Below are 26,811 nucleotides of genomic sequence, written 5' to 3' on the forward strand. Positions count from 1 at the left end.
CCTCTTCGTGCGATGCGCCGTGCGCCGTGTCCCGCGCGCTGTCCCCGTACGCCGCGGTCCGTGCGTGCCGCCGCCTGTGCCGGGCACGCGTCCTTGCGTCCGGCCCCGGCCGCGGGCTCCGAGTGGTCACCGCCCGCGCCGGCGGTCACCGCCGGGGCATCCGTACGTACGAATGCCCTTACACAACTGACTCCCGAACCGGCGGCGAAGTTGCCGCCGGCGGCGGAACCGGTCCCGATTTCACCCCTGGGGGCGAAGGCGTTCCCGGTCCGTTCCCCGTCGGGGGAAGGAGGTCCGCTCTCAGTGCGGGTAGAAGCCCCGGCCGCTCTTCCTGCCGAGGTCGCCCGCGTCGACCATGCGCCGCATCAGCTCCGGCGGCGCGAACTTCTCGTCGTGCGACTCGTCGTAGATGTTCTCGGTGGCGTGCAGCAGGATGTCCACGCCGGTGAGGTCGGCCGTCGCCAGCGGGCCCATCGCGTGCCCGAAGCCCAGCCTGCAGGCGGTGTCGATGTCCTCGGCGCTGGCCACGCCCGACTCGTGCAGCTTGGCCGCCTCCACGACGAGCGCGGAGATCAGCCGGGTGGTGACGAAGCCGGCCACGTCGCGCTCGACGACCACGCAGGTCTTCCCGGCGGACTCGGCGAACTCCCGCGCCGTGGCGAGGGTTTCGTCGCTGGTCTTGAGTCCGCGTACGAGCTCGCAGAGCGCCATCATCGGCACCGGCGAGAAGAAGTGCGTGCCGACGACCTGCTCGGGGCGGTCCGTCGCCGCCGCGATCTTGGTGATCGGGATCGCGGAGGTGTTGGACGCGAGCACCGCGCCGTCCTTCGCCAGCTTGTCGACCGCGGCGAAGATCTCGCGCTTCACGTCGATCTGCTCGAAGACCGCCTCGACGACGATGTCGGCGTCGGAGACCGCGTCCAGCTCCGTGGTGGGGGTGATCCGCGCGAGCGCCGCCTCGGCGTCCTCCTGCGAGAGCTTGCCCTTGGCGGCGAACTTCTCGTACGACGCCTTGATTCCGTCGGTGCCGCGGGTCAGCGCCTCGTCGGTCACATCGCGGAGCACCACGTCCCAGCCCGCCTGCGCGGAGACCTGTGCGATTCCGGAGCCCATCAGTCCGGCCCCGATGACGGCGAGCTTCTTCGCCACGACTACACCCACCTTGCTCTGACTCTGCCGAGTCGCCGTAGTAAGCGGTCCAGTGCGCCCCGCGCGGAACGGGTCCGGCGCGCGGCTGCTGCGCTGTACACAGTTCCCGTGGAGTCGGGCGGCGTGCGCGCCGCGGCTTCCCGTCCCGTACGCCCGTGCGCTGACGGTGCGTTGACACCCGATGACTCCCCCGGGGTCCGGACTTTATCCGCTCCGGGGGCGGCCTGGGGAGGCCGGAGGCGCGTGTCACGCCCCACAGGACGTAGGTCACACCCGGCGTACGGCCGTGGGTACACCCGGCGTACGGGGGCGTGCTCGGCCGGGGCGGCTCAGCCCCCGTCGCCCGGGGTCTCCGCGCCCGCCTCCGCGCCCGTCTCCCCGCGCGTGGCATAGCGCAGCAGCCGCGGGGACGTCAGGCTCTCGAAGGCGTCCAGCTTGGCGCGCGCGGCGCGCTCCACGTCCGCCGGCCGCCCACCGCCGTCCAGCGCGCGGGTGGCATCGCGGAAGACGAGGTTGGCGATCTCGACGAGCTGGCTCGCCACCAACTCCGGTACGGGGTCGTCCGCTTCGGCCCCGGTCTCGGCGCGCAGCGTCCGCGCGAGCCGGTCGGCGGTGTGCTGCTGCATCAGGAAGAGCCGCGCCATCAGCGAGGGCGCCTCATGGATGCGCTGCATGAACCGGTCGAACCCCTCCATCATCCCCGCGTAGACGGCGCGTTCGCCGATGTCCGCGCGCAGCTGCCCGAGGACCGCGTCGGCCGCCGACTGCCCGTGACTCCGCTCCCGTACGAGGCGGGACGGGCGGTCCACCATCTCTTCGGCGCGGTCGAAGAAGAGGTCTTCCTTGGAGGGGAAGTAGTTGTAGACCGTGTTCACCGAGACGTCGGCGGCCTCCGCGATCTCGGCGATCGTCACCTGGTGGAAGCCGCGCTCGAGGATCAGGCCCGTGGCGATGTCGGAGAGCCGCTGCCGGGTCTGGCGCTTCTTGCGCTCCCGCCGCCCCTCGGGCTCGTGCGCCACGTCCGCGGCGCCCCTTTCACGCTCTTCGCTGCTCCGCTGCCTGGCCATGCGGCCATCGTAGATCGTGTTGGTCACGGTCAAAAATTGGTGACATTGCAATTTTGGGGAGACTCTGTTTTTCTGGGCCGCATGCCTGCTTCCTCAGCCGACTCCGGCGCCGCTCTCCAACTCACCGGCCTGGCCAGGAGCTTCACCACCAAGTCCGGCACCGTGGAGGCGGTGCGCGGCATCGACCTGACCGTCGCGCACGGCGAGATCCTCGGGCTGCTCGGGCCGAACGGCGCCGGCAAGACCACCACCCTGCGGATGCTCACCACCCTGCTCGCGCCCACCGGCGGCAGCGCGACCGTGGCCGGCGCCGACCTCGCCGCCGACCCCGCGGGCGTACGGCGGCGGATCGGCTACGTCGCGCAGTCCGGCGGCGTCGACCCGGCCGTCTCGGTGCGCGAGGAGCTCACCACCCAGGCGCGGCTGTACCGGCTGCCCAAGGCCGAAGCCGCCGCGCGCGCCGAGGAGTTGGCCGGGCAACTGGACCTGCGCGACCTGCTGGACCGCAAGTGCGCCGCGCTCTCCGGCGGCCAGCGGCGGCGCCTGGACATCGCGATGGGCCTCACCCACCGCCCCGGCGTCCTCTTCCTCGACGAGCCCACCACGGGGCTCGACCCGGGCAGCAGGGCGGCGCTGTGGGACCTCGTACGGGGGCTGCGCGCCGAGCACGGCATGACCGTCTTCCTCACCACGCACTACCTGGACGAGGCCGAGGCGCTCGCCGACCGGCTGGTGATCGTCGACCGGGGCCTGGTGGTCGCCGAGGGCACGGCGGAGGAGCTCAAGCGCGCGTACGGCGGCGGTCCCGGCGCCTCGCTCCAGGACGCCTTCGTCGCGATCACCGGGCGGCACGCGGCCGGGCGGGACGCCGCGCAGGACGCGCCCCTCGCGGTGTGAACGCCGCGGTCCGACGCCCCACCCCTGTCCGAGTCACGGAGGTACGTACGCCATGACCCCGCTCCCCCATCTGCTCGCCGACACCCGGGTCGTCTTCGGGCGCTATCTGCGGCAGACGGCGCGCTCGCGTCCCGCGATGCTCTTCGGGCTGCTCCAGCCGATGCTGTTCCTGGTCTTCTTCGGGCCGCTGCTGCGCGGTGTGCCGCTGGGCGGCCGCGGGGACTCCTGGCAGACCCTGGTGCCGGGGCTGCTGGTCCAACTCGGGCTGTTCAGCTCGGGGTTCGCGGGGTTCACGCTGCTGCTGGAGAAGTACGCGGGTGTGGTCGAGCGGATGCGGGTGACCCCCGTGAGCCGTCTCGCGCTGCTGCTGGGCCGGGTGCTGCGGGACATCGTGGTGCTGCTGGTCCAGGCCCTGGTGCTGGTGCTCACCGGCTTCGCGCTCGGGCTGCGCGCGCCGCTTCCCGGAGTGGTGCTGGGCTTCGTCTTCGTCGCGGTGCTGGCGGCCTCGCTGGCCTCGCTCTCGTACGCGCTGGCGATGCGGGTGAACTCGCCGCAGGAGTTCGCGCCGGTGATCAACTCCGTGAACATGCCCGCGATGCTGCTCTCCGGGGTGCTGCTGCCGATGGCCCTCGCGCCCGCCTGGCTCGACGCGGTCTCGCACGTCGTGCCGTTCCGCTATCTCGTGGACGCAGTGCGCGCCGCGTTCGTCGGCGACTACGGGGACGGCACGGTCCTCCTGGGCGCGGCCGTCGCGGCGGCCCTGGCCCTGGTGTCGCTGACGCTGGGCTCGCGGGTCTTCCGGAGGGCAGGGGCGTGAGGCGCCCCCGGGCGTGGTCGGCGCCGGGACGTGACCAACGCGGCGCGCGGCGGGCCGGTTTCAGCGGGACTTGCGCACCGCGACCGTGAGGGGCTCTCCCGCGCGGACCTCCAGGACGACGCTCTCGAAGGCGAGCAGCACACCCACACGCGCGCCCCTCTCGCCGGTGATCTCCACGACGCCGCTCGTGCGGCCGGGGGACTCGTTCTCCGGGAGGCCGGGGAGCCTCCTGCGCGTCCAGTCCTCCGCCGGCACGCACCAGTCGGGCATCGTCCGCGCGCCGCCGAGGGCTGCGGAGAGTGTCCCGTCCGCGGTGGAGGTGAGCGTCACCGAGCGGCCGTCGGCCAGGACGAAGACCACGGCCTCGGGCCGTGTTCCCTCCGTCTCCTCCCCCGCCGGCTCGTCGGGAACGGAGTAGATCCCGCGCACGTCGACGGTCGCCTGCTCCTCCAGGGCACGGAAGCCGCCGCTCGTCATGTCCCCTCCGGTATGAGCCCCGGCGGGCCGGTGCGGCCCAGCGGATCCGGTACGTACGCGTGCGGGTTCGAGGCCGGGCCCGGGCCGGGACCCGGGCACGGAACGAGGCTCGGGCACAGGGCAGGGCACAGGGCAGGGCTCGCGGCGGAAGCCCCGGAGACCGCGGGCGTGCCCCGTACCTGCGGCCGGTGGCTGGTCCGGGTCAGCGGCCGGTGCGTTCCCGGCGCGTGGTCCCAGGTGGTCACCCGTCCGTCGGCGGTGGTCAGCTCGGCGAGGCGGGGGCCGTCCCAGGTGGAGACGGTGCCGCGCGCGGGGTCCGTCTCGCGGCGCTTGGCGGTCCGGCGGCCCAGCGGGTCGTGTGCGTACCGCCGGCGCTCGCCCTCCGGGATGGTGACCGCGACCGGGCGGTCCTCGGCGTTCCAGGCGCAGGTCCAGGTCAGCAGCCGCCCGTTCGGCAGGGTGCGGGTGCGGCGCACCAGCCGTCCCGCCGCGTCGTGCGCGTAGGCCGTGTGCCCCGCGCTGCGCGGCAGGGTGCCGGCGAAGTCGCGCACGCCCGGGGCCCCGTGCTCGGGGGCGGAGGCGCGGGACATGTTGCGCGCGGCGTCGTACGCGTACCCCTCGGTCCAGCCGTGCGCGCTCACCCCGGTGACCCGGCCCAGCGCGTCGAGGCCGAACCGGCGCGTGCCGGCGGTGAGTTCGCGCACCTCGGCGCGGAAGCCGTCGGGGCGGTACGCGTATTCGCGGTGCTGGACCAGGCGTGACCCGGCCCCCGCCGTCTGCGCGGTCAGCCTGCCGTCGCCGTCCCAGTCCTGCGCCAGGCGCACGCCGGTGCCCTCGCGCGCCGCCGGGCCGCCCGCGACGCGCCGCCCGGTCTCCCGTCCGGCGGCGTCGTGCGCGAAGGACAGCGCGCCGTGCGGGGAGGAGAGCCGCACCGGGCGGTGCCGCGCGTCGTACCGCCAGGAGGAGGCCAGGGCCGAGGGCGTGGTGCGCTGCGTGCGGCGGCCGAGCACGTCGTACGCGTGCGTCGTGGTCCGCCCGTCGGCCGTCTCCGCGAGCACCCGGCCCGCCGCGTCGTACGCGAAGGACACCTCGGCGTCCGGATTCGCCGCGTGCGTCGGGCGCCCGGCCGGGTCGTACGCGTACGTGGTGACCGCCCCCGACTCGTCTCGCCAACTGGGCCCGCCCTCCGTGGTCCAGCCCGTCCGTATGCGGTGGCCGAGCGGGTCGGTGCGCTCGACGACGCGGCCGAACGCGTCCCGGCGCACGGTCGTGGTGTGCCCCTCCTCGTCCGTCACCGAGAGCGGCAGCCCCGCGGCGTCGCAGACCACACGGCGGATGCCGCCCGCCGCGTCGGTGACCGCCGTCGGATGCCCGCGCCTGTCGTACGCGCGGCCGGTCACGGCGCCCGCCGGATCCGTGCTGGAGATCAGGTTGCCGCGCAGGTCGTAGGCGTGGCTCCACACGGCGCCGTCGGGCCCGGTGATCCGCACGGGGCGGCGCCGCGCGTCGTACCCGGCGGTCTCGCACGCGCCGTCGGGGTGGGTGACCCGGACGAGATCGCCGTCCTCGTCGTACGCGTACCGGGTGGTGCGCCCCAGCGGGTCGGTCACGGCGAGGGGCCGCTCGCCGCGCTCGTCCCACGCGGTGCGGGTGGTGCGGCCCAGCGGGTCGGTCTCCTCGGTCACCCGGCCGTGCGCCGAGTACCGGAAAACGGTGCGGTGGCCGAGCGGTCCTGTGCGCACGGTGCGGCGCGCGGCGGCGTCGTACGCGAAGGTCCCGGCGGACGCCCCGCCGCTGCCCCCGGTGCGCACCACACGGCCCCGCGCGTCGTAGCCGTACGAGAGCGAGGCGCCGGTGCGGTCGGTCCACGAGACCAGCCGGCCCTCGCCGTCGTAGCGGAAGCGCAGCGGCACGCCGCTGGAGTCGGTCACCCCGGCGAGGTTGCCCGCGCGGTCGTAGGCATAGCGCGCGATCACCGTGCCGCGCTCCCCCGGTGGGCACTCGCCCGCGCCGTAACCGGTCCCGAAGCCGGGCCCGTATCCGGTGCCGAAGCCGGGCCCGTATCCGGGGCCGATGCCGAGGCCGGTCCCGTAGCCGGGGCCGTAACCGCCGCCGTACCCGGGCGTGGGCCCGTGCAGCTTGAGCGCGGTGACGCGGCCGTCCTCGGTGTCGAGGGCGAGGCAGTGTCCTGCGGAGTGGCGCAGCGCCGTGGGGGCGCCGTCCGCGTCGCGCTCGACCTCGACGCGCGCGCCGTTGCGGTCCTCCCAGGACTCCAGGAGCAGCAGCGCGGCGTCCGCGCGTCCGCCGGTCGCGGAGTCGACGGGCTCGCCCGCGCACGGCATGCGCGGGGCCGGCAGGGACGCGGGCCCCTCCCCCGCCGGCCTCGGGCGGAACACGTCTGCCGCATCGTGCACGGCCTCCCCGGGCCCGGGCCCGAGCCCGTGCACGCGTGCGCCGCTCCGCCACCGCACCCGTTCCTGCCCCATCAGCGGTGCCTCCCCACGGGCTCGAGCAACGCCGCTGACCAGCCTAGATAGGCGGCGGCCATCCCGGACTCAAGGAGCGGCAACGCCCCCGCAAATGTTGGGCACTCCGGGGGTCACGGCGCACGCCCTGCTCCGCCCGGCGCGCGCGCCGATACGCTCGGGCCATGGTCAATCTGACGCGCATCTACACCCGCACCGGCGACAAGGGCAGCACGGCACTCGGGGACATGAGCCGCGCCCCCAAGACCGACTCCCGCATCGCGGCGTACGCCGACGCCAGCGAGGCCAACTCGGCGATCGGCGTGGCCCTCGCGCTGGGCGGGCTCGACGAGGAACTGGTCACGGTGCTCACCCGGGTGCAGAACGACCTGTTCGACGTGGGCGCCGACCTCTCGACGCCGGTCGTCGCCGAGCCCGAGTTCCCGCCGCTGCGCGTGGAGCAGCTCTACATCGACCGGCTGGAGGCCGACTGCGACCGCTTCAACGAGCGGCTGGACAAGCTGCGCAGCTTCATCCTCCCCGGCGGCACGCCCGGCGCCGCGCTGCTGCACCAGGCGTGCACGGTGGTGCGCCGGGCCGAGCGCTCCACGTGGGCCGCGCTGGAGGAGCACGGCGAGATCATGAACCCGCTCACGGCGACCTACCTCAACCGCCTCTCCGACCTGCTGTTCATCCTCGCGCGCACGGCCAACAAGGAGGTCGGCGACGTGCTGTGGGTGCCGGGCGGCGAACGCTGAAAGCCCTGCGTACGAGGGGGTGCCGCGGGTGCAGGGGACGGATTCCGGTGCGCTGACCCGCCGTCGTGCGGCGTGGGAATGTGCCGGAGGATCACGCCGTTAAAGTGGTCATCATGCCTGGTCTCCCGATCGCCAAGACCCACGGGTCGCGCAACGACATCCTCGTCATCGACGGCACCCCCGACGAGCACTTCGCGTCCCCTGCCGCCGTGCAGCACGCGGTCGAGCTGCTCTGCGACCGGGAACGCGGCCTGGGCGCCGACGGCGTGTACTTCGTGAAGGACGACGGCGACGGCACGGCCCGCGCCTGGTTCTTCAACCCGGACGGCTCCGAGTCGCTGCTGTGCGGCAACGGCATGCGCTGCGCAGGGCGTCTCCTGCTGGACCGGCACCAGGCGGAGTCGGTGAGCGTGCACACGGGTCCTTACACCTTCACCGTGCGCGACGCGGGCACCACCGTGCACGGGGTGCGCGAGGTCGCCGTCGAGCTGCCGCCTGTGGACTTCGCACCGGGGCAGCCGATCATCGCGGGCTCGGGCCCGTCCTTCATCGACCAGCCGCTCGCCGCGTACCACCCGGCCCGCCGCGTCACCGCGCTCGCGGTGCCGAACTCGCACCTGGTCTCGGTGATCGACACGTACGAGGAGGCCGAGCTGGTGGAGACGGGGCGGCGGGTCGCCGACACCCCCTCCACCTTCCCGGTGGGCGCGAACGTCTCCTTCGTCCTGCCCCTGACCTCGGACGAGGTCTTCATCCACACCTATGAGCGCGGCGCGGGCCTGACCCCCTCCTGCGGCTCGGGCAACTCCGCGTCCCGCGCTGTGCTCTCCCGCCTCGGCCGCGTGGACCCGGGCCACCCGGTGCTGATCCGCAACCCCGGCGGCGTGGCCCGCAGTTGGCTGCAGAGCGCCGCGGCCGGCTCCACCACGGCGGCCTCGGGCCCCGCGTGGCAGCCCGTCCTGGAGGGCAACGCCACGGTCGTCTACCGCACCGAGCTCGACCCCGCCCTCCTCCTCAACGGCAGCCCCCTCCCCCCGCCCCCGGAGGAGGACACCACGGAGACCAGCGCCTTCGCGGCCCTGACGGCGGACAACCTCAAGTCCCTGAGGGAGTCGGGGGTTCATCCTTCGCCGGTGCTGTGAGGCATTGCGGCCGTACGCCGCGAGGGCCCGGCAGGGCGTTTCGTACAGAGGCTGTACGGAGGCTCAGTGGCGGCCCGAGAGGCTCTTCTCGGGCCGCTCTTCCGTGCGGGGCCCCTGGCTCCCCCGGCTCTCCTCGTCCCGGTGCCCGGCGGGGGCCTGTTTCGGCCACAGGGTGTAGCTCGCCGCGATCACGAAGTTGATGCCCGCCACGAGGCCCATCTTGGCCTGCCACGCGTGCAGGGGCGCGGTCTGGGACGGGTCGCCCACGTACCAGGCGGCGAGTTGCAGCAGGGCCGCGGCGATCGCGGCGGCGCCGATCCAGCGTGCCGCGGTCTTCCACTCGTGCTTCATGCGCGCCACCCCGTAGCGCGGCGGCTTCGCGGGGCGCGGCCCGCCGCGGAAGCGGTGGACGAAGTGCGCGTCGGCCCACCTGACCATGTGGTGTCCGTTGGTGGCGGTGAAGCCGATGTAGACGGCGGCGAGCCCGTGGGTGATGCCGGGCGTCGCGCCGTTGCGCAGGTCGATGGCGGTGACCACGAGCAGCACCAGCTCCAGCAGCGGCTCGCACAGCAGCACGGCGGCCCCGGTGCGCGGCATCCTCGCGACGTACCGCAGCGCCAGACCCGCGGCGAGCAGCACCCAGAAGCCCACCTCGCAGATGACGATCAACGTGACGATCACGGAAACCTCCGGTCAGCAGAGCCGTCGAGAGGCCACCAGGATCCCGCGCCGGACCCGTCGCACACCTCCTCACCAGCGGTGATTTCCCGGCGCGCGCACTGCATCCTTCGATGTACCGCGGCCTCGGAGCGCTCTCGGACCGGCGCCGGGCGTGCTGAGATGGGGCCATGACCGTCCCCCGGCGCCGCCACCTCGCCGCCCCGCACCGCGACGACGCGCTGATCGCGCTCGCCGGGCTGCTCGGCGGCCTCGTGCTCTGGGCGCTCGGGCTCTACAGCAACCCGGTGTACGCGGCGCAGCGCGGCGACTGGACGCTGGCCGCGCTCGCCGCGATGTGCCTCGCCGCGCTGGGGCGGCGCACCGCGCAGCCGTGGGCGCTGGGGCTCGCGGTGATCGCGACCGCCGCCGACATGGCCTGCGGCTCCCTGGTGGCGACGCTGATCCTGTTCTCCGACGTGGTGTACGCGGCCGTGCTGTACGGATCGAGGCGGCTGGCCCGCGTGGTGCCGCCCGCGAGTGTGGCGGCGACGGTAGCGGTGACCTTCGCGGTGCTCGCCGTGTTCCGGAAGCCCGAGGCGCTGCTGCTCGGGGTGCTGTGCGGGGCCCTCACCATCGCCCCGGCGTGGACCGGCACCATCGTGCGGGACCACAGGAACGCCGCGGCGGCCGAGCGGCTGCGGGCCGAACAGACCGCGCTGCTCGCCGAGATGGACCGCGCCCAGGCGGTCACGGCCGAACGCGCGCGCATGGCGCGGGAGTTGCACGACGTGGTGGCCAACCACCTCTCCGCCATCGCCATCCGCTCCACCGCCGTACAGGCCATGGACCCGGAGGGCGCGGAGACCGGCGCCGCGTACCGGGAGGCCCTCGGGGTGATCCGCGAGAACAGCGTGCGGGGCCTGGCCGAGATGCGCCGGCTCATCGGGCTGCTGCGGGAGGCCGAGGGCGCCGGCGCTCCCGAGCCCTCCGAGGAGATCTCGCCCACCCTGGACGGGCTCGACGCGCTGCTGGAGCGCGCCCGCTCCGGGGAGCACCGGGGCACGGCCGCCGCCCGGCACGACTTCGTACTCCGCGACGAGAGGCCCCCGGGCCCGCTGCCCGCTCCGGTCGAGCTCGCGGCGTACCGCATCGTCCAGGAGTCCGTGACCAACGCGCTCAAGCACGCGGCGCCCGGTACCGTCACGGTCGCGCTCCGGCAGGAGGGCCACGGCGTCGAGGTGTGCGTGAGCAGTCCGCTCGGAGGGGAGCCGGCGGCCGAGCGCGACGTGCCGGGCTCGGGGGCGGGCCTCATCGGCATGCGGGAGCGCGTGGAACTGCTCGGCGGCGAGCTGTCGGCGGGGCCCGAAGGCGACCGCTGGACCGTGCGCGCCCGGCTGCCGGTGACCGGCGCGGGGGAGAGTGCGGAGTGAAGGGGGACAGCGGAGTGGGCGGGACGGCTACAGGGAACGGACCGATCAGGGTCCTGGTCGCCGAGGACCAGCAGGCCGTACGCGCCGGGCTCGTGCTCATCCTCCGCTCGGCACCCGGCAGCCCGGCGATCGAGGTCGTGGGCGAGGCGGGGGACGGCGAGGAGGCCCTGCGGCTGGCCCGCGAACTGCGCCCCGACCTCGTCCTGATGGACATCCGCATGCCGCGCCTCGACGGCGTCACCGCGACGCGGCGGATCACCGGCGAGCGGCTGGCCGATGTGCTGGTGCTGACCACCTTCGACCTGGACGCGTACGTGTTCGGGGCGCTGCGCGCCGGCGCCGCCGGGTTCCTGCTCAAGGAGAGCGAGGCCGCCGAGGTGGTGGAGGCGGTGCGCACGGTCGCGCGCGGCGAGGGGATCATCGCGCCGGGGGTGACCCGGCGGCTGATCGCGGAGTTCGCCGCGCCGGGCCGCGAGGGCGCGCGCACGGGGGCAGCTGAGCCGCCGCCCGGCATGGCCGACCTCACCCGCAGGGAGCGGCACGTGCTGGGCTGCCTCGGCGAGGGGCTGTCCAACGCGGAGATCGCGCGGCGCCTGGACATGGCGGAGGCCACCGTGAAGACCCACGTGAGCAGGCTGCTCGGCAAGCTGGACCTGCGCAGCCGCACCCAGGCGGCCGTGCTGGCGCAGGAGTCGGGCGTCCGGGCGCCCTGAGCGCGGCGGCGTAGGCGCGGGGCGACGCGGCGGCGTACGCGCGGGGCGATGCGCGGGCCGTCCGGGGGCGATACGCGGGGCGCCATGGGACGCGATACGTGAACTGCCCATAGGTACAGACCTATTGACCACTGGTCCAGACCTCCCTAATGTCCGGCTCACTGCGGTGAGCGTGGCCCCACACGTGCTCGCAAGGCGGCGCAGGCCCCCTTCCGTCCCCACGGACCCAGCGATGAGGAGCACTTGTGAGACCCAGAAGCGCACCCGACTCCCCCTGCCCCGGCAAGAGATCACGGGGGTTACGCAACAAGGCCACGCTGATGGCCGTCGCCCTGGCCCTCCCCCTCGGGCTGGTCGGCCTCGCCACCCCCGCGCAGTCGGCGCCCGCCCCGGCCCCCGCCTCAGCGGCCCCGGCCCCCGCCGCGCGCCAGGCCGCGGCGCCCGCGATCACCGCCACGTACACCAAGGGCTCCGACTGGGGCTCGGGCTTCGAGGGCAAGTGGACGGTGAAGAACACCGGCACCCAGGCCGTCGACGGCTGGACCGTGGAGTGGGACTTCCCCTCCGGCACGCGGGTGACCTCGGCGTGGGACGCCCAGGTCACCAACTCCGGTGACCACTGGAGTGCCAAGAACCTGAGCTGGAACGGGAGCCTCGCCCCCGGCGCCTCCGTCAGCTTCGGCTTCAACGGATCCGGCAGCGGCGCGCCCACCGGCTGCAAGATCAACGGCGGCTCCTGCGACGGCAGTTCGGAGCCCGGGGACAGCGCGCCCTCCGCGCCCGGCACCCCCACCGCCTCCGAGGTCACCGACAGCTCGGTGAAGCTGAGCTGGACCGCCGCGACCGACGACAAGGGCGTCAAGAACTACGACGTGATCAGGGACGGCGCCAAGGTCGCGACCGTCACCGGCACCTCGTACACCGACACCGGCCTCAAGGCGGGCACCGACTACGCCTACACCGTGAAGGCGCGTGACACCGCCGACCAGGTCGGGCCCTCCAGCGGCGTGCGGCAGGTGCGCACGAAGGGCGACGGCGGCGGCGAGCCGCCCACCGGCGACAAGGTGAAGCTCGGCTACTTCACCAACTGGGGCGTCTACCAGCGCAATTACCACGTCAAGAACCTGGTGACCTCAGGATCTGCCGACAAGATCACGCACATCAACTACGCCTTCGGCAACGTGCAGGGCGGCAAGTGCACCATCGGCGACGCCTACGCCGACTACGACAAGGCGTACGGCGCCGACCAGTCCGTGGACGGCAAGGCCGACACCTGGGACCAGCCGCTGCGCGGCAACTTCAACCAGCTCCGCAAGCTGAAGGCCAAGTACCCGAACATCAAGGTGATCTGGTCCTTCGGCGGCTGGACCTGGTCCGGCGGCTTCACCGAGGCCGCGAAGAACCCGGCCGCGTTCGCCGACTCCTGCTACAAGCTGGTCGAGGACCCGCGCTGGGCCGATGTCTTCGATGGCATCGACATCGACTGGGAGTACCCGAACGCGTGCGGCCTGAGCTGCGACACCTCGGGCCCGCAGGCGTTCACGAACATGATGAAGGCGATGCGCGAGCGCTTCGGCTCCAACAACGCGGTCACCGCCGCCATCACGGCCGACGGCTCGGACGGCGGCAAGATGGACAAGACCGACTACGCGGCCGCCTCGCAGTACACCGACTGGTACAACGTGATGACGTACGACTTCTTCGGCGCCTGGGACAAGGAGGGGCCGACGGCTCCGCACTCCCCGCTGCGCACGTACGACGGCATCCCGCAGAAGGGCTTCGACACCGAGTCGGCGCTCAACAAGCTGAAGGCCAAGGGCGTCCCCGCGAAGAAGCTGCTGCTCGGCATCGGCTTCTACGGCCGCGGCTGGACCGGCGTCACCCAGGCCGAACCGGGCGGCAAGGCCACCGGACCCGCGCCCGGCGCCTACGAGGCGGGCATCGAGGACTACAAGCTCCTGAAGGCCAAGTGCCCGGCCACCGGCACCGTCGCCGGCACCGCGTACGCCAAGTGCGGCAGCGAGTGGTGGAGCTACGACACCCCCGCGACGATCGCCGGGAAGATGGGCTACGCCAAGCAGCAGGGCCTCGGCGGCGCCTTCTTCTGGGAGTTCAGCGGCGACACCGACAACGGCGAGCTGATGACCGCGATCGACGGCGGCCTCAAGTAGCCGCACGCCGGGCCCCGTTCGCGGGGGCCCGCACCTGAACCGGGGCCGGGGACGCGGGGCCGCCTCCCGCCTCCCCGGCCCCTTCCACACCCTCCCCGCTCCGCCCTCCCCCGGGCCGCCTTCCCCCGGCCCACCCGTTACGCGCCGTGCGCCCGCGCCGAGAATGATCCCGGCACGGGCGTACGGCGTACGGGAGGACAGGCGGATGGGCGGGGTCGTCACCAGCTTCGCGGTGATCGCGAGCGTCATCGGCACGGGATACGTGCTCGGCAGATACGGGCTGCTGGGCGACAACGGGCGCGAGGTCCTCACCCGCCTCGCCTTCCATGTGGCCACCCCGGCCCTGATGTTCGTCACCCTCGCCAAGGCCGACCTCTCGGTCATGGTCTCCGGGCCGCTGCTGGTCATGGCGCTCAGCACGGTGGGCACGGTGCTGGTCTTCTCCGCGGTCGCCGTGTGGCGCGGGTGGCCCGTCGGGTACGCCACCGTGGGCGCGCTCTGCGCGAGTTACGTCAACGCGGGCAACCTCGGCATTCCCGTCGCCGCCTACGTCCTCGGCGACGCCTCGCTGGTCGCGCCGGTGCTGCTGCTCCAACAGCTCGTGCTCTCCCCCGTGTTCCTCACCGTGCTGGACCTGAGCACCGCGAGCGCGCGGATGACCACGTTCCAGCGGCTGACCAGCCCGTTCCGCAACCCGGTCGTGCTCGGCACGCTCGGCGGCGTGCTGGTCGCTGCCCTGGGCCAGCCGCTGCCGCGCCCCGTGCTGGAGCCCTTCCACATGATCGGCGCGATGTCCGTGCCGGCCGTGCTGCTCGCCTTCGGGATATCCCTGCACGGCAGCACGCTGCCCGCGCGCGGCCCCGACCGCGTCCCCGTGCTGCTCTCGGTCGCGCTCAAGTCGGCCGGCATGCCGGTGCTCGCCTGGGCCCTGGGCGCGGGGGTGTTCGGGCTCTCGGGCGCGGCGCTGTTCACCGCCGTGGTGACCGCCGCGCTCCCGGCCGCGCAGAACCTCTACACGTACGCCTCCCGCTACGGCGTCGGCACCCGCCTGGCCCGCGAATCCATACTGCTCTCCACCCTCCTCGCGATCCCGTCCCTGCTGGTCATCGCGGCACTGCTCGCGCCCTGAGCTCCCCGGAGCCTCCGGGCCCGGGCCCCGAACCGCCATGGCAGGAAAGGTGGGGAACCTGTCATTGCTGTCACCCGCACCCGCTGCGAGGCTGAGCCCATGCCGAACCGCGCGGCGGACCGCAGCGTGCTCCTCGTCCTCTTCGAGGGCGTGCAGAGCCTCGATGTCACCGGCCCGCTGGAGGTGTTCGCGGGCGCCGGCAGGGTGGCCGGGGAGCGCGGGTACCGGGTGCGCACCGCCTCCCCCGGCGGGCATCCCGTACGCACCGACAGCGGACTGCGCCTGACGCCCGACGAGGACCTGGAGGCGGCCGAACCCCCGCACACCCTCGTGGTCCCGGGCGGCGCCGGCACCAGGACCGGCGACCCCGGCGTCCTCGCCGCGCTGCCCCGGCTCGCCGCGGGCGCCCGGCGCGTGGTGTCCGTCTGCACCGGCGCCTTCCTCCTCGCCGAGGCGGGGCTGCTGGCCGGCCGCCGGGCCACCACCCACTGGGCGTTCTGCGACGCCCTCGCGCGCCGCCACCCCGACGTCACCGTGGACCCCGAGCCGGTCTTCGTGCGCGACGGCAAGGTCGCCACCTCGGCGGGCGTCACCGTCGGCATCGACCTCGCGCTCGCCCTCGTGGAGGAGGACCTGGGCCGCGAGCGCGCGCTCGAAGTCGCCCGCCACCTCGTGGTGTTCCTCCGCAGACCGGGCGGCCAGGCCCAGTTCAGCGCCCAGCTCTGCGCGCAGCTCGCCGAGCGCCCCGCGGTCCGCGAGCTCCAGCAGTGGATCTCCGAGAACCCCGCCGCCGACCTCTCCGTCGAGGCGCTGGCCCGCCGCGCCTCCCTCTCCCCGCGCCAGTTCGCGCGCGTCTTCCACGCCGAGACCGGCACCCCGCCGGGACGGTACGTGGACCGCGTACGGCTCGAAGCGGCGCGCAGGCTCCTGGAGGACTCGGCGCTCGGCATCGAGGAGACCGCGCGCTCGGCGGGCTACGGCACGCCGGAGGCGATGCGCCGCGCGTTCCTGCGCGCCCTCGCCGTGCCGCCCGCCGACTACCGCGCACGCTTCCGCACACCCGACACCGCACCACGGAAGGGCACCCCATGAAGACCGCGATCCTGCTCTACGACCGCTTCACCGCCCTCGACGCCGTCGGCCCGTACGAGGTGCTCTCCCGGCTCCCCGGCGCGGAGACCGTCTTCGTCGCGGCCCGGCCAGGACCCGTCACCGCCGACACCGGGGCGCTGACCCTGACCGCGCACGCCGGGCTCTCCGATGTGCCCTCGGCCGACCTGCTCCTGGTGCCGGGCGGTCCGGGACAGGAGGCGCTCATGGAGGATGCCGGGCACCTGGAGTGGCTGCGCGCGGCGGACGCCACGAGCGCGTGGACGACCTCGGTCTGCTCGGGCTCACTGCTGCTGGCGGCCGCCGGGCTGCTCAAGGGGCGCCGGGCCACCTCGCACTGGGCGCTGGCGGAGGGGCTGACCGGCTTCGGCGCCGTACCGGCGAAGGAGAGGGTCGTGATCGACGGGAAGTACGCGACGGCCGCGGGCGTCTCGGCGGGCATCGACCTCGCGCTGACGCTGGCCGGGAAGATCGCGGGCGACGCGACCGCGCAGGCGGTCCAGCTCCTCGTGGAGTACGACCCGCAGCCGCCCTACGCGGCGGGGAACCCCGCCACGGCGCCCGAGGGGACGGTCGAGCGCGTGCGGGAACTGATCAGGGAGAGCTGAGGGCTCTTCCCCGCTCAGGGGGCTGGGTCAGGCCACGTTCACGCGCTGGCCGGGCGGTGCCGCCTCCAGCCACGCGAGGAAACCCGTCAACGCGTCCTCGCTCATGGCGAGTTCGACCCGGTCGCCGCGCACCGAACAGGCCAGGATGAGCGCGTCCGAGAGCAGCGCCAGCTCCTCCTCGCCGCGCGGGTGCCGCCGCTCCAGCACCTCGATGCCGTCCCGCTCCAGCACACGCCGCGGCCGCGGTGCGTACGAGAAGACCCGGAACCACTCGATGCGGTCGCCGTTGTAGCGGGCCACGCCGTAGGCCCAGCCCTTGCCCGAGGGCTCCGCGCCGGAGTCCCCGGGCGAACTCGGCGCGTTCCAGCGCACGTTGCAGTCGAAGGTGCCGCCCGAGCGCTGGATCAGCCGCCGCCGTACCCCGAAGGCCAACAGCCCCGCCAGCGCCAGCAGGAGGACCGCGCCGCACAGCAGCAGGGCGAGGACCATCTTCACCGACCTCCTCGCTGTGTCTCGTACTGTGCGAACCGTGCGTGTATGGCTTCAGCCGCGGCCCGCACCGAGGGGTGTCCCCGGCGCAGCCCGCGGCTGAGCGTATGTCGAGTCGGCGCCCGCCTCAGTGGGCCACCGCTCGCAGCCGTACGTCGGCGCGCCGCTCGGCGTTCGCGTCGGCGTCCGACTTGGCCTTGTCGAGCGCGCGCTCGGCACGCTCCTTGTCGATCTCGTCCGACAGCTCCGCGATCTCGGCGACCAGCGAGAGCTTGTCGTCCGCGAACGAGATGAACCCGCCGTGCACCGCGGCGACGACGGTGCCCTCGCCGCTCTCACCGGCGGTCCGGATGGTCACCGGCCCCGACTCCAGCACGCCCAGCAGCGGCTGGTGGCCGGGCATGACGCCGATATCACCCGACGAGGTCCGCGCGACGACCAGGCTGGCCTCGCCCGACCAGACCTTGCGGTCAGCGGAGACCAACTCGACGTGCAGCTCAGCCACTGTGGCTCCTTCGTAGGGGTCCGGGGGCCTGCCCCCGGATGAACTCATGCCCCGGGATGGGGAAAGGATAAGGGGTACGCGGCGGGGGCGGACCGACCGGCCCGCCCCCGCCGGGGCTACCGCGTCAGGAGACGCCCAGCTCCTTCGCCTTGGCCTTGAGGTCGTCGAGGCCGCCGCACATGAAGAACGCCTGCTCCGGGTAGTGGTCGAAGTCGCCGTCCGCGATCGCGTTGAACGCGGCGATCGACTCGTCCAGCGGCACGTCGGATCCGTCCAGGCCGGTGAACTGCTTCGCCGCGTGGGTGTTCTGCGACAGGAAGCGCTCGATGCGGCGCGCACGGCTCACCGTGAGCTTGTCCTCCTCGGACAGCTCGTCGATGCCGAGAATCGAGATGATGTCCTGGAGATCCTTGTACTTCTGCAGGATCGTCTTGACGCGCGAGGCGCAGTCGTAGTGGTCCTGCGAGATGTAGCGCGGGTCCAGGATCCGGGACGTCGAGTCCAGCGGGTCCACCGCCGGGTAGATGCCCTTCTCGGAAATCGGACGCGAGAGCACCGTGGTGGCGTCGAGGTGCGCGAACGTGGTCGCCGGCGCCGGGTCGGTGAGGTCGTCGGCGGGCACGTAGATCGCCTGCATCGAGGTGATCGAGTGGCCGCGGGTCGAGGTGATGCGCTCCTGGAGCACACCCATCTCGTCCGCCAGGTTCGGCTGGTAGCCCACCGCGGAGGGCATCCGGCCGAGCAGCGTCGAGACCTCGGAACCGGCCTGCGTGAAGCGGAAGATGTTGTCGATGAAGAACAGCACGTCCTGCTTCTGCACATCGCGGAAGTACTCCGCCATGGTCAGACCGGCCAGCGCGACCCGGAGACGGGTCCCCGGCGGCTCGTCCATCTGACCGAAGACCAGCGCGGTCTGCGGCAGAACGCCGGACTCCGCCATCTCCTCGATCAGGTCGTTGCCCTCACGGGTGCGCTCGCCGACACCGGCAAACACGGAAACGCCCTCGTGCAGCTTGGCCACACGCATGATCATTTCCTGGATGAGGACGGTCTTGCCGACGCCCGCGCCGCCGAACAGACCGATCTTGCCGCCCTTGACGTACGGGGTCAGCAGGTCGACGACCTTCAGGCCGGTCTCGAACATCTCGGTCTTCGACTCGAGCTGGTCGAACGCCGGGGCCTTGCGGTGGATGCTCCACCGCTCGGTGACCTCGGACTCGGCCTCGGGCTCGTTCAGGATCTTGCCGAGGGTGTTGAACACCCGGCCCTTGGTGACGTCGCCGACCGGCACGGTGATGCTCTCGCCGGTGTCGGTCACCGCGGCCTGGCGGACCAGGCCGTCGGTGGGCTCCATGGCGATGGCCTTCACCAGGCCCTCGCCGAGGTGCTGCGCAACCTCGAGGGTGAGGATCTTCTTCTTGCCGTCCTCGGCCGGGTCGGCGACCTCGACGGTCAGCGCGTTGTAGATGTCCGGCATGGCGTCGACGGGGAACTCCACGTCGACGACCGGGCCGATGACCCGGGCGACGCGGCCCGTCGCCGCAGCCGTCTCAACAGTGGTGGTCATGGTTAGCGGTCACTCCCCGCAGAAGCGTCAGCCAGCGCGCTCGCGCCACCGACGATCTCGCTGATTTCCTGGGTGATGTCGGCCTGGCGGGCCGCGTTGGCAAGCCGCGTCAGCGACTTGATGAGCTCTTCGGCGTTGTCCGTCGCCGCCTTCATCGCGCGCCGCGTGGCGGCGTGCTTCGAGGCGGCCGACTGCAGCAGCGCGTTGTAGATGCGGCTCTCGACGTACCGCGGCAGCAGCGCGTCGAGCACCTCCTCGGCGCCCGGCTCGAAGTCGAAGAGCGGCAGCAGCTCGGGACCGTTCTTGCGATGGTCCTCGATGACCTCGGCCGACTCCTCGGCGCTCTTCTCGAAGCTGAGCGGCAGCATCCGGTTCTGCACCGGGGTCTGCGTCATCATCGAGACGAACTCGGTGTAGACGATGTGGAGTTCGTCCACGCCGTTCTCGGCGCCGGTGTCCGCGCTGATCGCCTCGATCAGCGGCGCGGCGACCCGCTTCGCGTCCGCGTAGGTCGGGCTGTCCGTGAAGCCGCTCCACGACTCGGCGACGGGGCGCTGGCGGAAGCCGTAGTACGCCACGCCCTTGTTGCCGACGACGTAGTTGGCGACCTCCTTGCCCTCACCGATCAGCCGGTTGTTCAGCTGCTCCGCCGCCTTGATGGCGTTGGAGTTGTAGCCGCCGGCCAGGCCGCGGTCGCTCGTGATGAGCAGCACCGCGGCGCGGGTCGGACGCTCGGCCTCGGTCGTGAGCGGGTGCTCCACGTTCGAGCCGGTGGCAACGGCGGTCACCGCGCGGGTGAGCTCCGTCGCGTACGGCTCGGAGGCGGCCACCCTGCGCTGCGCCTTGACGATGCGCGAGGCGGCGATCATCTCCATCGCCCTGGTGATCTTCTTGGTCGCAGTGACGGACTTGATCCGCCGCTTGTAGACCCTGAGTTGGGCGCCCATGGATCAGTCCTCGCCCAGGAGCTTGCCGTCCGAGGTCTCGAACTGCTTCTTGAAGGAGTCCACGGCCTCGCCGAGCGACTGCACCGTGTCGTCGGACATCTTGCCGCCCTCGACGATGCCGGTCAGCAGGCCCTTGTACTCGCGGTGCATGAAGTCCAGCAGCTCGCGCTCGAACCGGCGGATGTCCTCGACCGGGACGTCGTCCATCTTGCCGTTGGTGCCCGACCACACGGAGACGACCTGGTCCTCGGTGGAGAACGGCGCGTACTGCGGCTGCTTCAGCAGCTCGGTCATCCGCTTGCCGCGCTCCAGCGCCTTCTTGGACGCGTCGTCCAGGTCGGAACCGAAGGCGGCGAACGCCTCCAGCTCGCGGTACTGGGCGAGGTCCACACGGAGCGAACCGGTGATCTGCTTGATCGCCTTGTGCTGGGCGGAACCACCCACACGGGAGACCGAGATACCGACGTTCAGCGCCGGGCGCTGGCCCGCGTTGAACAGGTCCGACTCCAGGAAGCACTGGCCGTCGGTGATGGAGATGACGTTGGTCGGAATGAACGCCGACACGTCGTTCGCCTTGGTCTCGACGATCGGCAGGCCCGTCATCGAGCCCTTGCCCATGTCGTCGGAGAGCTTGGCGCAGCGCTCCAGCAGACGCGAGTGCAGGTAGAAGACGTCGCCCGGGTAGGCCTCGCGGCCCGGCGGACGGCGCAGCAGCAGGGACACGGCGCGGTAGGCGTCGGCCTGCTTGGTCAGGTCGTCGAAGACGACCAGGACGTGCTTGCCCTGGTACATCCAGTGCTGGCCGATGGCCGAGCCGGTGTACGGGGCGATGTACTTGAAGCCGGCCGGGTCGGACGCGGGCGCGGCCACGATCGTCGTGTACTCGAGGGCACCGGCCTCCTCCAGCGCGCCGCGCACGGACGCGATGGTGGAGCCCTTCTGGCCGACGGCGACGTAGATGCAGCGGACCTGCTTGTCCGGGTCGCCGGAACGCCAGTTGTCCCGCTGGTTGATGATCGTGTCGACGCAGAGCGCGGTCTTGCCGGTCTGCCGGTCGCCGATGACCAGCTGGCGCTGGCCGCGGCCGACCGGGGTCATGGTGTCGACGGCCTTGTAGCCGGTCTCCATCGGCTCGTGGACCGACTTGCGGTCCATGACCGAGGGGGCCTGGAGTTCGAGGGCGCGGCGGCCCTCGCTCTCGATGTCACCGAGACCGTCGATCGGGGCGCCCAGCGGGTCCACGACGCGGCCGAGGTACCCCTCGCCGACCGGAACCGACAGGACCTCGCCGGTGCGCTGCACCTGCTGGCCCTCTTCGATGCCGCTGAACTCACCGAGCACGACCGCACCGATCTCGCGCTCCTCAAGGTTGAGGGCGAGGCCGAGGGTGCCGTCCTCGAACTTCAGCAGCTCGTTCGCCATGGCCGAGGGCAGCCCCTCGACCTTCGCGATGCCGTCGCCGGCAACGCTGACCGTCCCGACCTCTTCGCGCGAGGCCGCGTCCGGTTCGTACGACTGGACAAAGTTCTCCAGCGCGTCCCGGATCTCATCCGGCCGGATCGTGAGCTCCGCCATCTGGGTTCCCTGCTCTCCTTGTTGGGCCCGTATCAATTCTCTACGGCCCAACTCGGGCCGCTAAGTGATGCTGTTGAGTTGGTGTGCGTCAGCCGGCCATGCGGCGCTGCGCGTCCTCGAGGCGGTCGGCGATGCTGCCGTTGATGACCTCGTCCCCGATGCGCACCTGGATTCCGCCGAGGACCTCGGGGTCCACGTCGAGGTTCAGGTGCACCTGGCGCCCGTACAGCTTGGCCAGTACGGCGCCGAGGCGCTGCTTCTGCCCGTCGCTGAGCGGCACCGCCGAGGTGACGACCGCGACCGAACGGTCCCGGCGCTCGGCCGCAAGCCTGGAAAGGGTCTCGAGCCCGGCTTCCAGGCTACGACCGCGCGGCTGCGTCACAAGACGCGTCACCAGACGCTCCGTGGCGGGCTTGGCCCGGCCGCCGAGCAGCCGGTGCACGAGCGCGCCCTTGGCCTCGGTGGTCGCCTTGCTGTCGGACAGCGCGGCCCGCAGCTCGGACGAGGAGGAGACGGTCCGGCCGAACCGGAACAGCTCGTCCTCGACGTCGTCCAGCGAGCCGTCCCGCTCGGCCGCCACGAGATCGGCGATGTCCGCCAGCTCCTCGACGGCGTCCACGAGATCGCGCGGTGCGGACCAGCGGGACCGGACCATGCCGGTCAGCAGGTCGAGGGTCTCCCCGCCGACCTGGGTGCCCAGCACGCGTCCGACGAGCCCGGCCTTGCCGACCCCGTCCCGCGCCGGGTCGGTGAGGACCCGGCGCAGCGCCACCTCACGGTCGAGCAGCGCGGTGACGGCGGCGAGCTCGTCGGCCAGCACCGTGGCGTCGGCCGAGGTGTTGTCGGTCAGCGCGGCGAGGTTCTCCTTCGCCGCGGCCAGTGCCTCGCGGCTCGCTCCGTTCATCGTGTGGCCTCGGCCTTCTCCTCGAGGTCGTCGAGGAAGCGGTCGATGGTGCGGCTCTGCCGGGCGTGGTCCTCGAGGGACTCGCCGACGAGCTTGCCCGCGAGATCCGTGGCGAGCCGGCCCACGTCCTGACGCAGGGTCTGCGCCGCCTGCTTGCGGTCGGCCTCGATCTGCGAGTGGCCGGCGGCGATGATCTCCTCACGCTGCCGCTGGCCCTCCGCGCGCATCTCGGCGATGAGCGCGGCGCCCTGCTCCTGCGCCTCGGAGCGCAGGCGCGCGGCCTCGTGACGGGCCTCGGCGAGCTGGTCCTTGTACTGCTGGAGGACCTCGGCCGCTTCCTGCTGAGCTTCCTCGGCCTTCTCGATGCCGCCCTCGATGGCCTCACGGCGCTCGTCCAGAACCTTGTTGATGTTCGGGAGGAGCTTCTTCCAGAGGAAGAAGAAGACGATGGCGAAGGCGATCAGGCCGATGACGAGCTCTGGGATCGGCGGGACGAGAGGATTCTGCTCCTCCGCCTCTGCCGCCATCTGAACCAGAGGGTTCACATCAGTGCCTTTCGTGGGAACGATCTGTCAGTTCGCCCGGATTACTTCACGCCGTAGACGAACGGCATGACGATGCCGATCAGGGCGAGCGCCTCACAGAAGGCGAAGCCGAGGATCTGGTTCTGCCGGATCAGGCCGGCGGCCTCGGGCTGACGGGCCAGGGCCTGGGTGCCGTTACCGAAGACGATGCCGACGCCGACGCCGGGGCCGATGGCGGCGAGACCGTAGCCGATGGAGCCGATCGAGCCACTGACGGCAGCGAGGTTCTGGAGAGCGGACATGCCGTATCTTCCTTCTGTTTCACGGACCGGTGGGGGTTGGCCACCGGACAACTGACGTGGTCTGGGCGGGGCTTGCTCAGTGGTTCTCGGCGAGCGCGCCCTGAATGTAGTTGCAGGTCAGCAGCACGAAGACGTACGCCTGAATGGCCTGGATGAAGAGCTCGAAGGCCACCATCACGATCGTCATCACGAAGGAGACGCCCGCGTAGGCGATACCGATGCCGTTGAAGAGGTACCAGCTCGCGATCGTGAACATCACGATGAGCAGGTGACCCGCGAACATGTTGGCGAAGAGCCGCACCGCGTGCGTGAAGGGGCGCACGAGCAGGTTCGAGAAGAACTCGATGCCCATGGCGAGCGGCAGCACCGGACCGAGCGACTTGTCGTAGCCGGTGAAGTTCTTGAAGGCGCCGACGAATCCGTGCCGCTTGAACGTCAGCGAGACCCAGGTGATGTAGACGATCGCCGCGAGGCCCGCCGGGTACGAAATGATCGACGTCACCGGGAACTGGGCGAGCGGGATCACCGACCAGAGGTTCATCACCCAGATGAAGAAGAACAGCGCGACGGCCAGGGGGACGTACTTTTCGCCCTCCTTCTTGCCGATGGTCTCGTAGACGATCCCGCGGCGTACGAAGTCGTACCCTGCCTCGCCGATCATCTGGAGCTTGCCCGGCACCAACTTGGGCTTGGCGAAGGCCGCCCAGAAGAACCAGACGATCGCGACGGTGCCGATGAGTGCCAGCAGCATCGTCTTGTTGATCTCGATGCCGCCGATGGTGAACATCGGCTTGAACAGGAACGAGTGGAGCCCTGGAGCCGGGAAGCCGCAACCGCTAAAGATGTGGCAATCGGTCTCGAAGGCGAGCATCTGGTCAGCACTCACCGCGAGCTCCTTCTGCGTGACGCATGGATACGGCTACCTCGATGTGTCGGCGCGGCGTCGACCGCGGAACGGCACTGGACTTGGTCTTACGGATGTGGGGACGGCGGTTGTCCGGCGAGGGGGGCCTTACGTTCCGTAGAGCGGAACGCGATGGCCCGGCTGCCTGCGCCTGCTGCACCGCAGTTGGCATCGGACGATAGCAGTTGCTCGAACGAGCGCTTATCCCGCCCCTATGTGTCCCCGGCGTCACGAATTGACCCCGCTGGTGGCGGACTTCTGCGCTTCACCACCAGTCTCAGGCTGCACATACATGATCTTGGCCTTCATATGCGCACGCGCCTGTGCGGCGACCCATACGAGAGTGCTGCCGAGCAAGGTAAAGGCGAAGACCTGCGGATTGAACAGAGTCGTGGTCCTGAAGGCGATCAGGAAGACCGCGAGGAGCAGGATCTGCGTCGTATAAAGCAGCAGGCCCATCGCCTGAAAGAGATGCGGCAAGGACTTGGCGGTCCGCTGGAGCACATACAGTCCGATCCCCATGAAGAGGATCACCACGACGGCTCCCACCACTGCGCCGAGCGCACCCTTGCCACCCGCGAGCGCACCGCTCACGGCCGCGGCCACGGCGCCGGCGATCGCGGTCGGGACGGCGCACTGCACCAGCATGCGAGCGTCGTTCGACTGCATGGGAGTTGCTCCGGAAAAAGTCGGGGGCGTCTGTCGTCGTTGACGAGCGTATCCCCGGCACTGAGGGCGTAGCTCACGCCGAGGACCCCTCTGCACAGGGTCCTTCGGCCTTGTCACCGGGTTTCGTGAACGGTATCACAAACTATTTGATGCGGTCTTTACCCACATCGTGTGCTGCCGGTCACACGGTCGAGCTAGATCGGCGCGCCGGACTGACGCGCCCCAACTTGTCTGTTATGAGCGCCTGTCCCCGTGCCGCCGCGCCATGAAGTGGTGCCGCTCCCCGATCGCCGTCGCGCCGCTCAGGCCCGCCATCGCCGCCTCGCGGTCGGGAGCCGGCCGGCCGTCCTGCGCCGCGGCGCCCTCCGACTCGGCGTCCACCGAGCCCTGTTGGCCCTCGGACAGGCCCTCGGCACCGCCCTCGGCGGAGTGCGCGTCCCGCGGCGCCCTGTACCGGGGCGGAACCAAGGCCTGGGCCCAGGGGGGCACCTTCGGGGTGAAGCGCGGCAGCAGGAGCACGATCAGGCCGACCGCGCTCAGCAGCACGATGAGCAGCACGATCGCGAGGCTGGAGGACTGCACGGAGAAGGCCACGGCGCCGAAGGCGATCAGCGCGGACCAGAAGTACATGATCAGCACGGCGCGGCTGTGCGAGTGCCCGATCTCCAGCAGCCGGTGGTGCAGGTGCCCCTTGTCCGCCGCGAACGGCGACTGGCCGCGCCAGGTGCGCCGGATCACGGCGAGCAGCAGGTCGGCGACCGGCACCGCGATGATCGTGAGGGGCAGCAGCAGCGGCATGTAGACCGGCACCATGGAGTGCACGGCGGCCCGTACGGAACCGGTGCTGTTGGTGATGCGGTCCGGGTCGACCTGGCCCGTGATGGAGACCGCGCCCGCCGCGAGGACGAGCCCGATCAGCATCGAGCCCGAGTCCCCCATGAAGATCCGCGCCGGGTGCATGTTGTGCGGCAGGAAGCCCAGGCACATGCCCATGAGCACGGCCGCGAACAGCGTTGCGGGGGCGGCCTCTTCGATGCCGTAGCCGTACCACATGCGGTAGGCGTACATGAAGAACGCCACCGCGGCGATGCACACCATGCCGGAGGCGAGGCCGTCCAGGCCGTCCACGAAGTTCACCGCGTTGATGGTGATGAGCACCATGGCGACGGTGAGCAGGGTGCCCTGCAGGGGCGTCAGCGCGACGTTCCCCACACCGGGCACGGGCAGCCACAGGATCGTCAGCCCCTGGAGCACCATGACGCCCGCGGCGATCATCTGCCCACCGAGCTTCACCAGGGCGTCCACGCCCCATTTGTCGTCCAGCACACCGAGCAGCCAGATGATCCCGGCGCCGGAGAGCAGCGCCCTGGGTTCATCGGAAAGGGTGAACAGCTCGCCGATGTTGGTGAGTTGGGAGGCCACCAGGAGCCCGGCGCACAGTCCGCCGAACATGGCGATGCCGCCCATCCGCGGCGTCGGCTCGCGGTGCACGTCGCGCGCGCGGATCTGCGGCATGGCGCCGGCCGCGATGGCGAACTTCCGCACAGGGCCGGTGAGCAGATAGGTGACCGCGGCGGTGACGCACAGCGTCAGCAGATACTCACGCACGGGGCTCCCAGGGGTCTCGCTGGCTGGTCTCGGGAAACGCTCTCGGGAACTGCTCCCAAGAAGCTTCTCGGGAAAATTCGGAGGCCCACACGATAAGACACCGGGGACGTCCCGGCGGTTCCCCGTACCGCTGCGGACCTGCCGGCGCGTGCGCGCGCACGCGCGGCGCGGTGGGGTGCGCGGGCGGTGGCTGCACCCCGGGCCGCGCCGTGGCCCCGGGGGCC

General features: G+C 71.9%; 26 protein-coding genes. 10 read left to right on the plus strand and 16 right to left on the minus strand.

Translation table 11 applies throughout. The features are described from left to right. Positions 1-300: 300 nt before the first annotated feature. Both ABEE00_RS28290 and ABEE00_RS28295 read right to left on the minus strand, forming a co-directional pair. Positions 301-1,149, minus strand: a complete 849-nt coding sequence (locus tag ABEE00_RS28290; RefSeq protein ID WP_345748534.1) for a 3-hydroxyacyl-CoA dehydrogenase family protein — start codon at positions 1,147-1,149, stop codon at positions 301-303. Between the two features lie 329 nt (positions 1,150-1,478). Next, positions 1,479-2,216, minus strand: coding sequence for a TetR/AcrR family transcriptional regulator (locus ABEE00_RS28295; protein ID WP_345748535.1), 738 nt, complete (start codon positions 2,214-2,216; stop codon positions 1,479-1,481). A gap of 81 nt (positions 2,217-2,297) precedes the next feature. Here ABEE00_RS28295 and ABEE00_RS28300 point away from each other — a divergent pair, with 81 nt between their 5' ends. Both ABEE00_RS28300 and ABEE00_RS28305 read left to right on the plus strand, forming a co-directional pair. Then, on the plus strand, positions 2,298-3,113 hold the full coding sequence (locus ABEE00_RS28300) for an ABC transporter ATP-binding protein (RefSeq protein ID WP_345748536.1): 816 nt from the start codon (positions 2,298-2,300) through the stop codon (positions 3,111-3,113). 52 nt (positions 3,114-3,165) lie between these two features. Then, positions 3,166-3,930, plus strand: a complete 765-nt coding sequence (locus ABEE00_RS28305; protein ID WP_345748537.1) for an ABC transporter permease — start codon at positions 3,166-3,168, stop codon at positions 3,928-3,930. Positions 3,931-3,990: 60 nt separating this feature from the next. Here ABEE00_RS28305 and ABEE00_RS28310 read toward each other — a convergent pair whose 3' ends face one another. Together ABEE00_RS28310 and ABEE00_RS28315 are read right to left on the minus strand one after the other, a co-directional pair. Beyond that, complete coding sequence (locus ABEE00_RS28310) at positions 3,991-4,407, minus strand: hypothetical protein (RefSeq protein ID WP_345748538.1); 417 nt, start codon at positions 4,405-4,407, stop codon at positions 3,991-3,993. Continuing rightward, positions 4,404-6,821 carry a hypothetical protein gene (locus ABEE00_RS28315; RefSeq protein WP_345748539.1) on the minus strand — a complete coding sequence of 806 codons (2,418 nt, stop codon included), beginning with the start codon at positions 6,819-6,821 and terminating at the stop codon, positions 4,404-4,406. Before ABEE00_RS28315 ends, ABEE00_RS28310 begins: the two co-directional genes overlap by 4 nt. A 236-nt stretch (positions 6,822-7,057) precedes the next feature. On the opposite strand from ABEE00_RS28315, the gene ABEE00_RS28320 reads away from it, so the two are divergent. Then, positions 7,058-7,630 (plus strand): cob(I)yrinic acid a,c-diamide adenosyltransferase, encoded by a 573-nt coding sequence (locus ABEE00_RS28320; protein WP_345748540.1) that lies wholly within the window; start codon positions 7,058-7,060, stop codon positions 7,628-7,630. A 113-nt stretch (positions 7,631-7,743) separates the two neighbouring features. After that, on the plus strand, positions 7,744-8,772 hold the full coding sequence (gene dapF, locus ABEE00_RS28325) for a diaminopimelate epimerase (RefSeq protein ID WP_345748541.1): 1,029 nt from the start codon (positions 7,744-7,746) through the stop codon (positions 8,770-8,772). Positions 8,773-8,835: 63 nt separating this feature from the next. Here dapF and ABEE00_RS28330 read toward each other — a convergent pair whose 3' ends face one another. Beyond that, positions 8,836-9,453 (minus strand): hypothetical protein, encoded by a 618-nt coding sequence (locus ABEE00_RS28330; protein WP_345748542.1) that lies wholly within the window; start codon positions 9,451-9,453, stop codon positions 8,836-8,838. A gap of 167 nt (positions 9,454-9,620) precedes the next feature. Between ABEE00_RS28330 and ABEE00_RS28335 the strand changes: the two genes are divergently transcribed. The 6 genes from ABEE00_RS28335 to ABEE00_RS28360 all read left to right on the plus strand — a co-directional run bounded on the left by ABEE00_RS28335 (position 9,621) and on the right by ABEE00_RS28360 (position 16,593). After that, on the plus strand, positions 9,621-10,862 hold the full coding sequence (locus tag ABEE00_RS28335; protein WP_345748543.1) for a sensor histidine kinase: 1,242 nt from the start codon (positions 9,621-9,623) through the stop codon (positions 10,860-10,862). Then, on the plus strand, positions 10,859-11,575 hold the full coding sequence (locus ABEE00_RS28340; RefSeq protein WP_345748544.1) for a response regulator transcription factor: 717 nt from the start codon (positions 10,859-10,861) through the stop codon (positions 11,573-11,575). The genes ABEE00_RS28335 and ABEE00_RS28340 overlap by 4 nt, the downstream gene beginning before the upstream one ends. 320 nt (positions 11,576-11,895) lie before the next feature. Further along, on the plus strand, positions 11,896-13,746 hold the full coding sequence (locus tag ABEE00_RS28345; RefSeq protein WP_345748571.1) for a glycoside hydrolase family 18 chitinase: 1,851 nt from the start codon (positions 11,896-11,898) through the stop codon (positions 13,744-13,746). A 205-nt stretch (positions 13,747-13,951) separates the two neighbouring features. Beyond that, positions 13,952-14,875 carry an AEC family transporter gene (locus ABEE00_RS28350; RefSeq protein ID WP_345748545.1) on the plus strand — a complete coding sequence of 308 codons (924 nt, stop codon included), beginning with the start codon at positions 13,952-13,954 and terminating at the stop codon, positions 14,873-14,875. 99 nt (positions 14,876-14,974) lie between these two features. Continuing rightward, on the plus strand, positions 14,975-15,967 hold the full coding sequence (locus ABEE00_RS28355; RefSeq protein WP_345748546.1) for a GlxA family transcriptional regulator: 993 nt from the start codon (positions 14,975-14,977) through the stop codon (positions 15,965-15,967). Further along, positions 15,964-16,593: a DJ-1/PfpI family protein gene (locus ABEE00_RS28360; RefSeq protein ID WP_345748547.1), complete on the plus strand. Its 630-nt coding sequence runs from the start codon at positions 15,964-15,966 to the stop codon at positions 16,591-16,593. Before ABEE00_RS28355 ends, ABEE00_RS28360 begins: the two co-directional genes overlap by 4 nt. 27 nt (positions 16,594-16,620) lie before the next feature. On the opposite strand, the gene ABEE00_RS28365 is transcribed toward ABEE00_RS28360, so the two are convergent. The 11 genes from ABEE00_RS28365 to ABEE00_RS28415 form a co-directional block, all read right to left on the minus strand. After that, positions 16,621-17,082 (minus strand): DUF2550 domain-containing protein, encoded by a 462-nt coding sequence (locus tag ABEE00_RS28365; protein ID WP_345748572.1) that lies wholly within the window; start codon positions 17,080-17,082, stop codon positions 16,621-16,623. A 127-nt stretch (positions 17,083-17,209) separates the two neighbouring features. After that, a complete protein-coding gene (locus ABEE00_RS28370; RefSeq protein WP_345748548.1) occupies positions 17,210-17,587 on the minus strand; it encodes a F0F1 ATP synthase subunit epsilon in 378 nt (125 codons plus the stop codon). Between the two features lie 124 nt (positions 17,588-17,711). Continuing rightward, the gene (gene atpD / locus ABEE00_RS28375; RefSeq protein ID WP_345748549.1) at positions 17,712-19,154 is read right to left on the minus strand and encodes a F0F1 ATP synthase subunit beta; all 1,443 of its coding nucleotides are present in this window, start codon (positions 19,152-19,154) and stop codon (positions 17,712-17,714) included. Positions 19,155-19,156: 2 nt separating this feature from the next. Further along, positions 19,157-20,101 (minus strand): F0F1 ATP synthase subunit gamma, encoded by a 945-nt coding sequence (locus ABEE00_RS28380; RefSeq protein WP_345748550.1) that lies wholly within the window; start codon positions 20,099-20,101, stop codon positions 19,157-19,159. Between the two features lie 3 nt (positions 20,102-20,104). After that, complete coding sequence (gene atpA, locus ABEE00_RS28385) at positions 20,105-21,676, minus strand: F0F1 ATP synthase subunit alpha (protein WP_345748551.1); 1,572 nt, start codon at positions 21,674-21,676, stop codon at positions 20,105-20,107. Between the two features lie 88 nt (positions 21,677-21,764). Next, on the minus strand, positions 21,765-22,580 hold the full coding sequence (locus ABEE00_RS28390; protein ID WP_345748552.1) for a F0F1 ATP synthase subunit delta: 816 nt from the start codon (positions 22,578-22,580) through the stop codon (positions 21,765-21,767). After that, a complete protein-coding gene (locus ABEE00_RS28395; RefSeq protein ID WP_451918687.1) occupies positions 22,577-23,107 on the minus strand; it encodes a F0F1 ATP synthase subunit B in 531 nt (176 codons plus the stop codon). Before ABEE00_RS28395 ends, ABEE00_RS28390 begins: the two co-directional genes overlap by 4 nt. A gap of 59 nt (positions 23,108-23,166) precedes the next feature. Beyond that, complete coding sequence (gene atpE / locus ABEE00_RS28400; RefSeq protein ID WP_345748554.1) at positions 23,167-23,406, minus strand: ATP synthase F0 subunit C; 240 nt, start codon at positions 23,404-23,406, stop codon at positions 23,167-23,169. A 76-nt stretch (positions 23,407-23,482) separates the two neighbouring features. Beyond that, positions 23,483-24,277: a F0F1 ATP synthase subunit A gene (gene atpB / locus ABEE00_RS28405; RefSeq protein WP_345748573.1), complete on the minus strand. Its 795-nt coding sequence runs from the start codon at positions 24,275-24,277 to the stop codon at positions 23,483-23,485. A gap of 261 nt (positions 24,278-24,538) precedes the next feature. Next, the gene (locus tag ABEE00_RS28410; protein WP_345748555.1) at positions 24,539-24,979 is read right to left on the minus strand and encodes a Cg1360 family ATP-synthase-associated protein; all 441 of its coding nucleotides are present in this window, start codon (positions 24,977-24,979) and stop codon (positions 24,539-24,541) included. Positions 24,980-25,213: 234 nt separating this feature from the next. Then, positions 25,214-26,587, minus strand: coding sequence for an MraY family glycosyltransferase (locus tag ABEE00_RS28415; protein ID WP_345748556.1), 1,374 nt, complete (start codon positions 26,585-26,587; stop codon positions 25,214-25,216). Positions 26,588-26,811: the final 224 nt, after the last annotated feature.

Origin of the sequence: Streptomyces odontomachicola (genome assembly GCF_039605595.1) — a bacterium.
Lineage (GTDB): Bacteria > Actinomycetota > Actinomycetes > Streptomycetales > Streptomycetaceae > Streptomyces.

Bases quoted from the DNA above. Each gene is read 5' to 3' on its own strand.
- ABEE00_RS28295 (WP_345748535.1), bottom strand. From the start codon at position 2,216: ATGGCCAGGCAGCGGAGCAGCGAAGAGCGTGAAAGGGGCGCCGCGGAC.
- ABEE00_RS28300 (WP_345748536.1), top strand. From the start codon at position 2,298: ATGCCTGCTTCCTCAGCCGACTCCGGCGCCGCTCTCCAACTCACCGGC.
- ABEE00_RS28305 (WP_345748537.1), top strand. From the start codon at position 3,166: ATGACCCCGCTCCCCCATCTGCTCGCCGACACCCGGGTCGTCTTCGGG.
- ABEE00_RS28310 (WP_345748538.1), bottom strand. From the start codon at position 4,407: ATGACGAGCGGCGGCTTCCGTGCCCTGGAGGAGCAGGCGACCGTCGAC.
- ABEE00_RS28320 (WP_345748540.1), top strand. From the start codon at position 7,058: ATGGTCAATCTGACGCGCATCTACACCCGCACCGGCGACAAGGGCAGC.
- dapF (WP_345748541.1), top strand. From the start codon at position 7,744: ATGCCTGGTCTCCCGATCGCCAAGACCCACGGGTCGCGCAACGACATC.
- ABEE00_RS28335 (WP_345748543.1), top strand. From the start codon at position 9,621: ATGACCGTCCCCCGGCGCCGCCACCTCGCCGCCCCGCACCGCGACGAC.
- ABEE00_RS28345 (WP_345748571.1), top strand. From the start codon at position 11,896: ATGGCCGTCGCCCTGGCCCTCCCCCTCGGGCTGGTCGGCCTCGCCACC.
- ABEE00_RS28350 (WP_345748545.1), top strand. From the start codon at position 13,952: ATGGGCGGGGTCGTCACCAGCTTCGCGGTGATCGCGAGCGTCATCGGC.
- ABEE00_RS28355 (WP_345748546.1), top strand. From the start codon at position 14,975: ATGCCGAACCGCGCGGCGGACCGCAGCGTGCTCCTCGTCCTCTTCGAG.
- ABEE00_RS28360 (WP_345748547.1), top strand. From the start codon at position 15,964: ATGAAGACCGCGATCCTGCTCTACGACCGCTTCACCGCCCTCGACGCC.
- ABEE00_RS28365 (WP_345748572.1), bottom strand. From the start codon at position 17,082: ATGGTCCTCGCCCTGCTGCTGTGCGGCGCGGTCCTCCTGCTGGCGCTG.
- atpD (WP_345748549.1), bottom strand. From the start codon at position 19,154: ATGACCACCACTGTTGAGACGGCTGCGGCGACGGGCCGCGTCGCCCGG.
- ABEE00_RS28380 (WP_345748550.1), bottom strand. From the start codon at position 20,101: ATGGGCGCCCAACTCAGGGTCTACAAGCGGCGGATCAAGTCCGTCACT.
- atpA (WP_345748551.1), bottom strand. From the start codon at position 21,676: ATGGCGGAGCTCACGATCCGGCCGGATGAGATCCGGGACGCGCTGGAG.
- ABEE00_RS28390 (WP_345748552.1), bottom strand. From the start codon at position 22,580: ATGAACGGAGCGAGCCGCGAGGCACTGGCCGCGGCGAAGGAGAACCTC.
- ABEE00_RS28395 (WP_451918687.1), bottom strand. From the start codon at position 23,107: ATGGCGGCAGAGGCGGAGGAGCAGAATCCTCTCGTCCCGCCGATCCCA.
- atpE (WP_345748554.1), bottom strand. From the start codon at position 23,406: ATGTCCGCTCTCCAGAACCTCGCTGCCGTCAGTGGCTCGATCGGCTCC.
- atpB (WP_345748573.1), bottom strand. From the start codon at position 24,277: ATGCTCGCCTTCGAGACCGATTGCCACATCTTTAGCGGTTGCGGCTTC.
- ABEE00_RS28410 (WP_345748555.1), bottom strand. From the start codon at position 24,979: ATGCAGTCGAACGACGCTCGCATGCTGGTGCAGTGCGCCGTCCCGACC.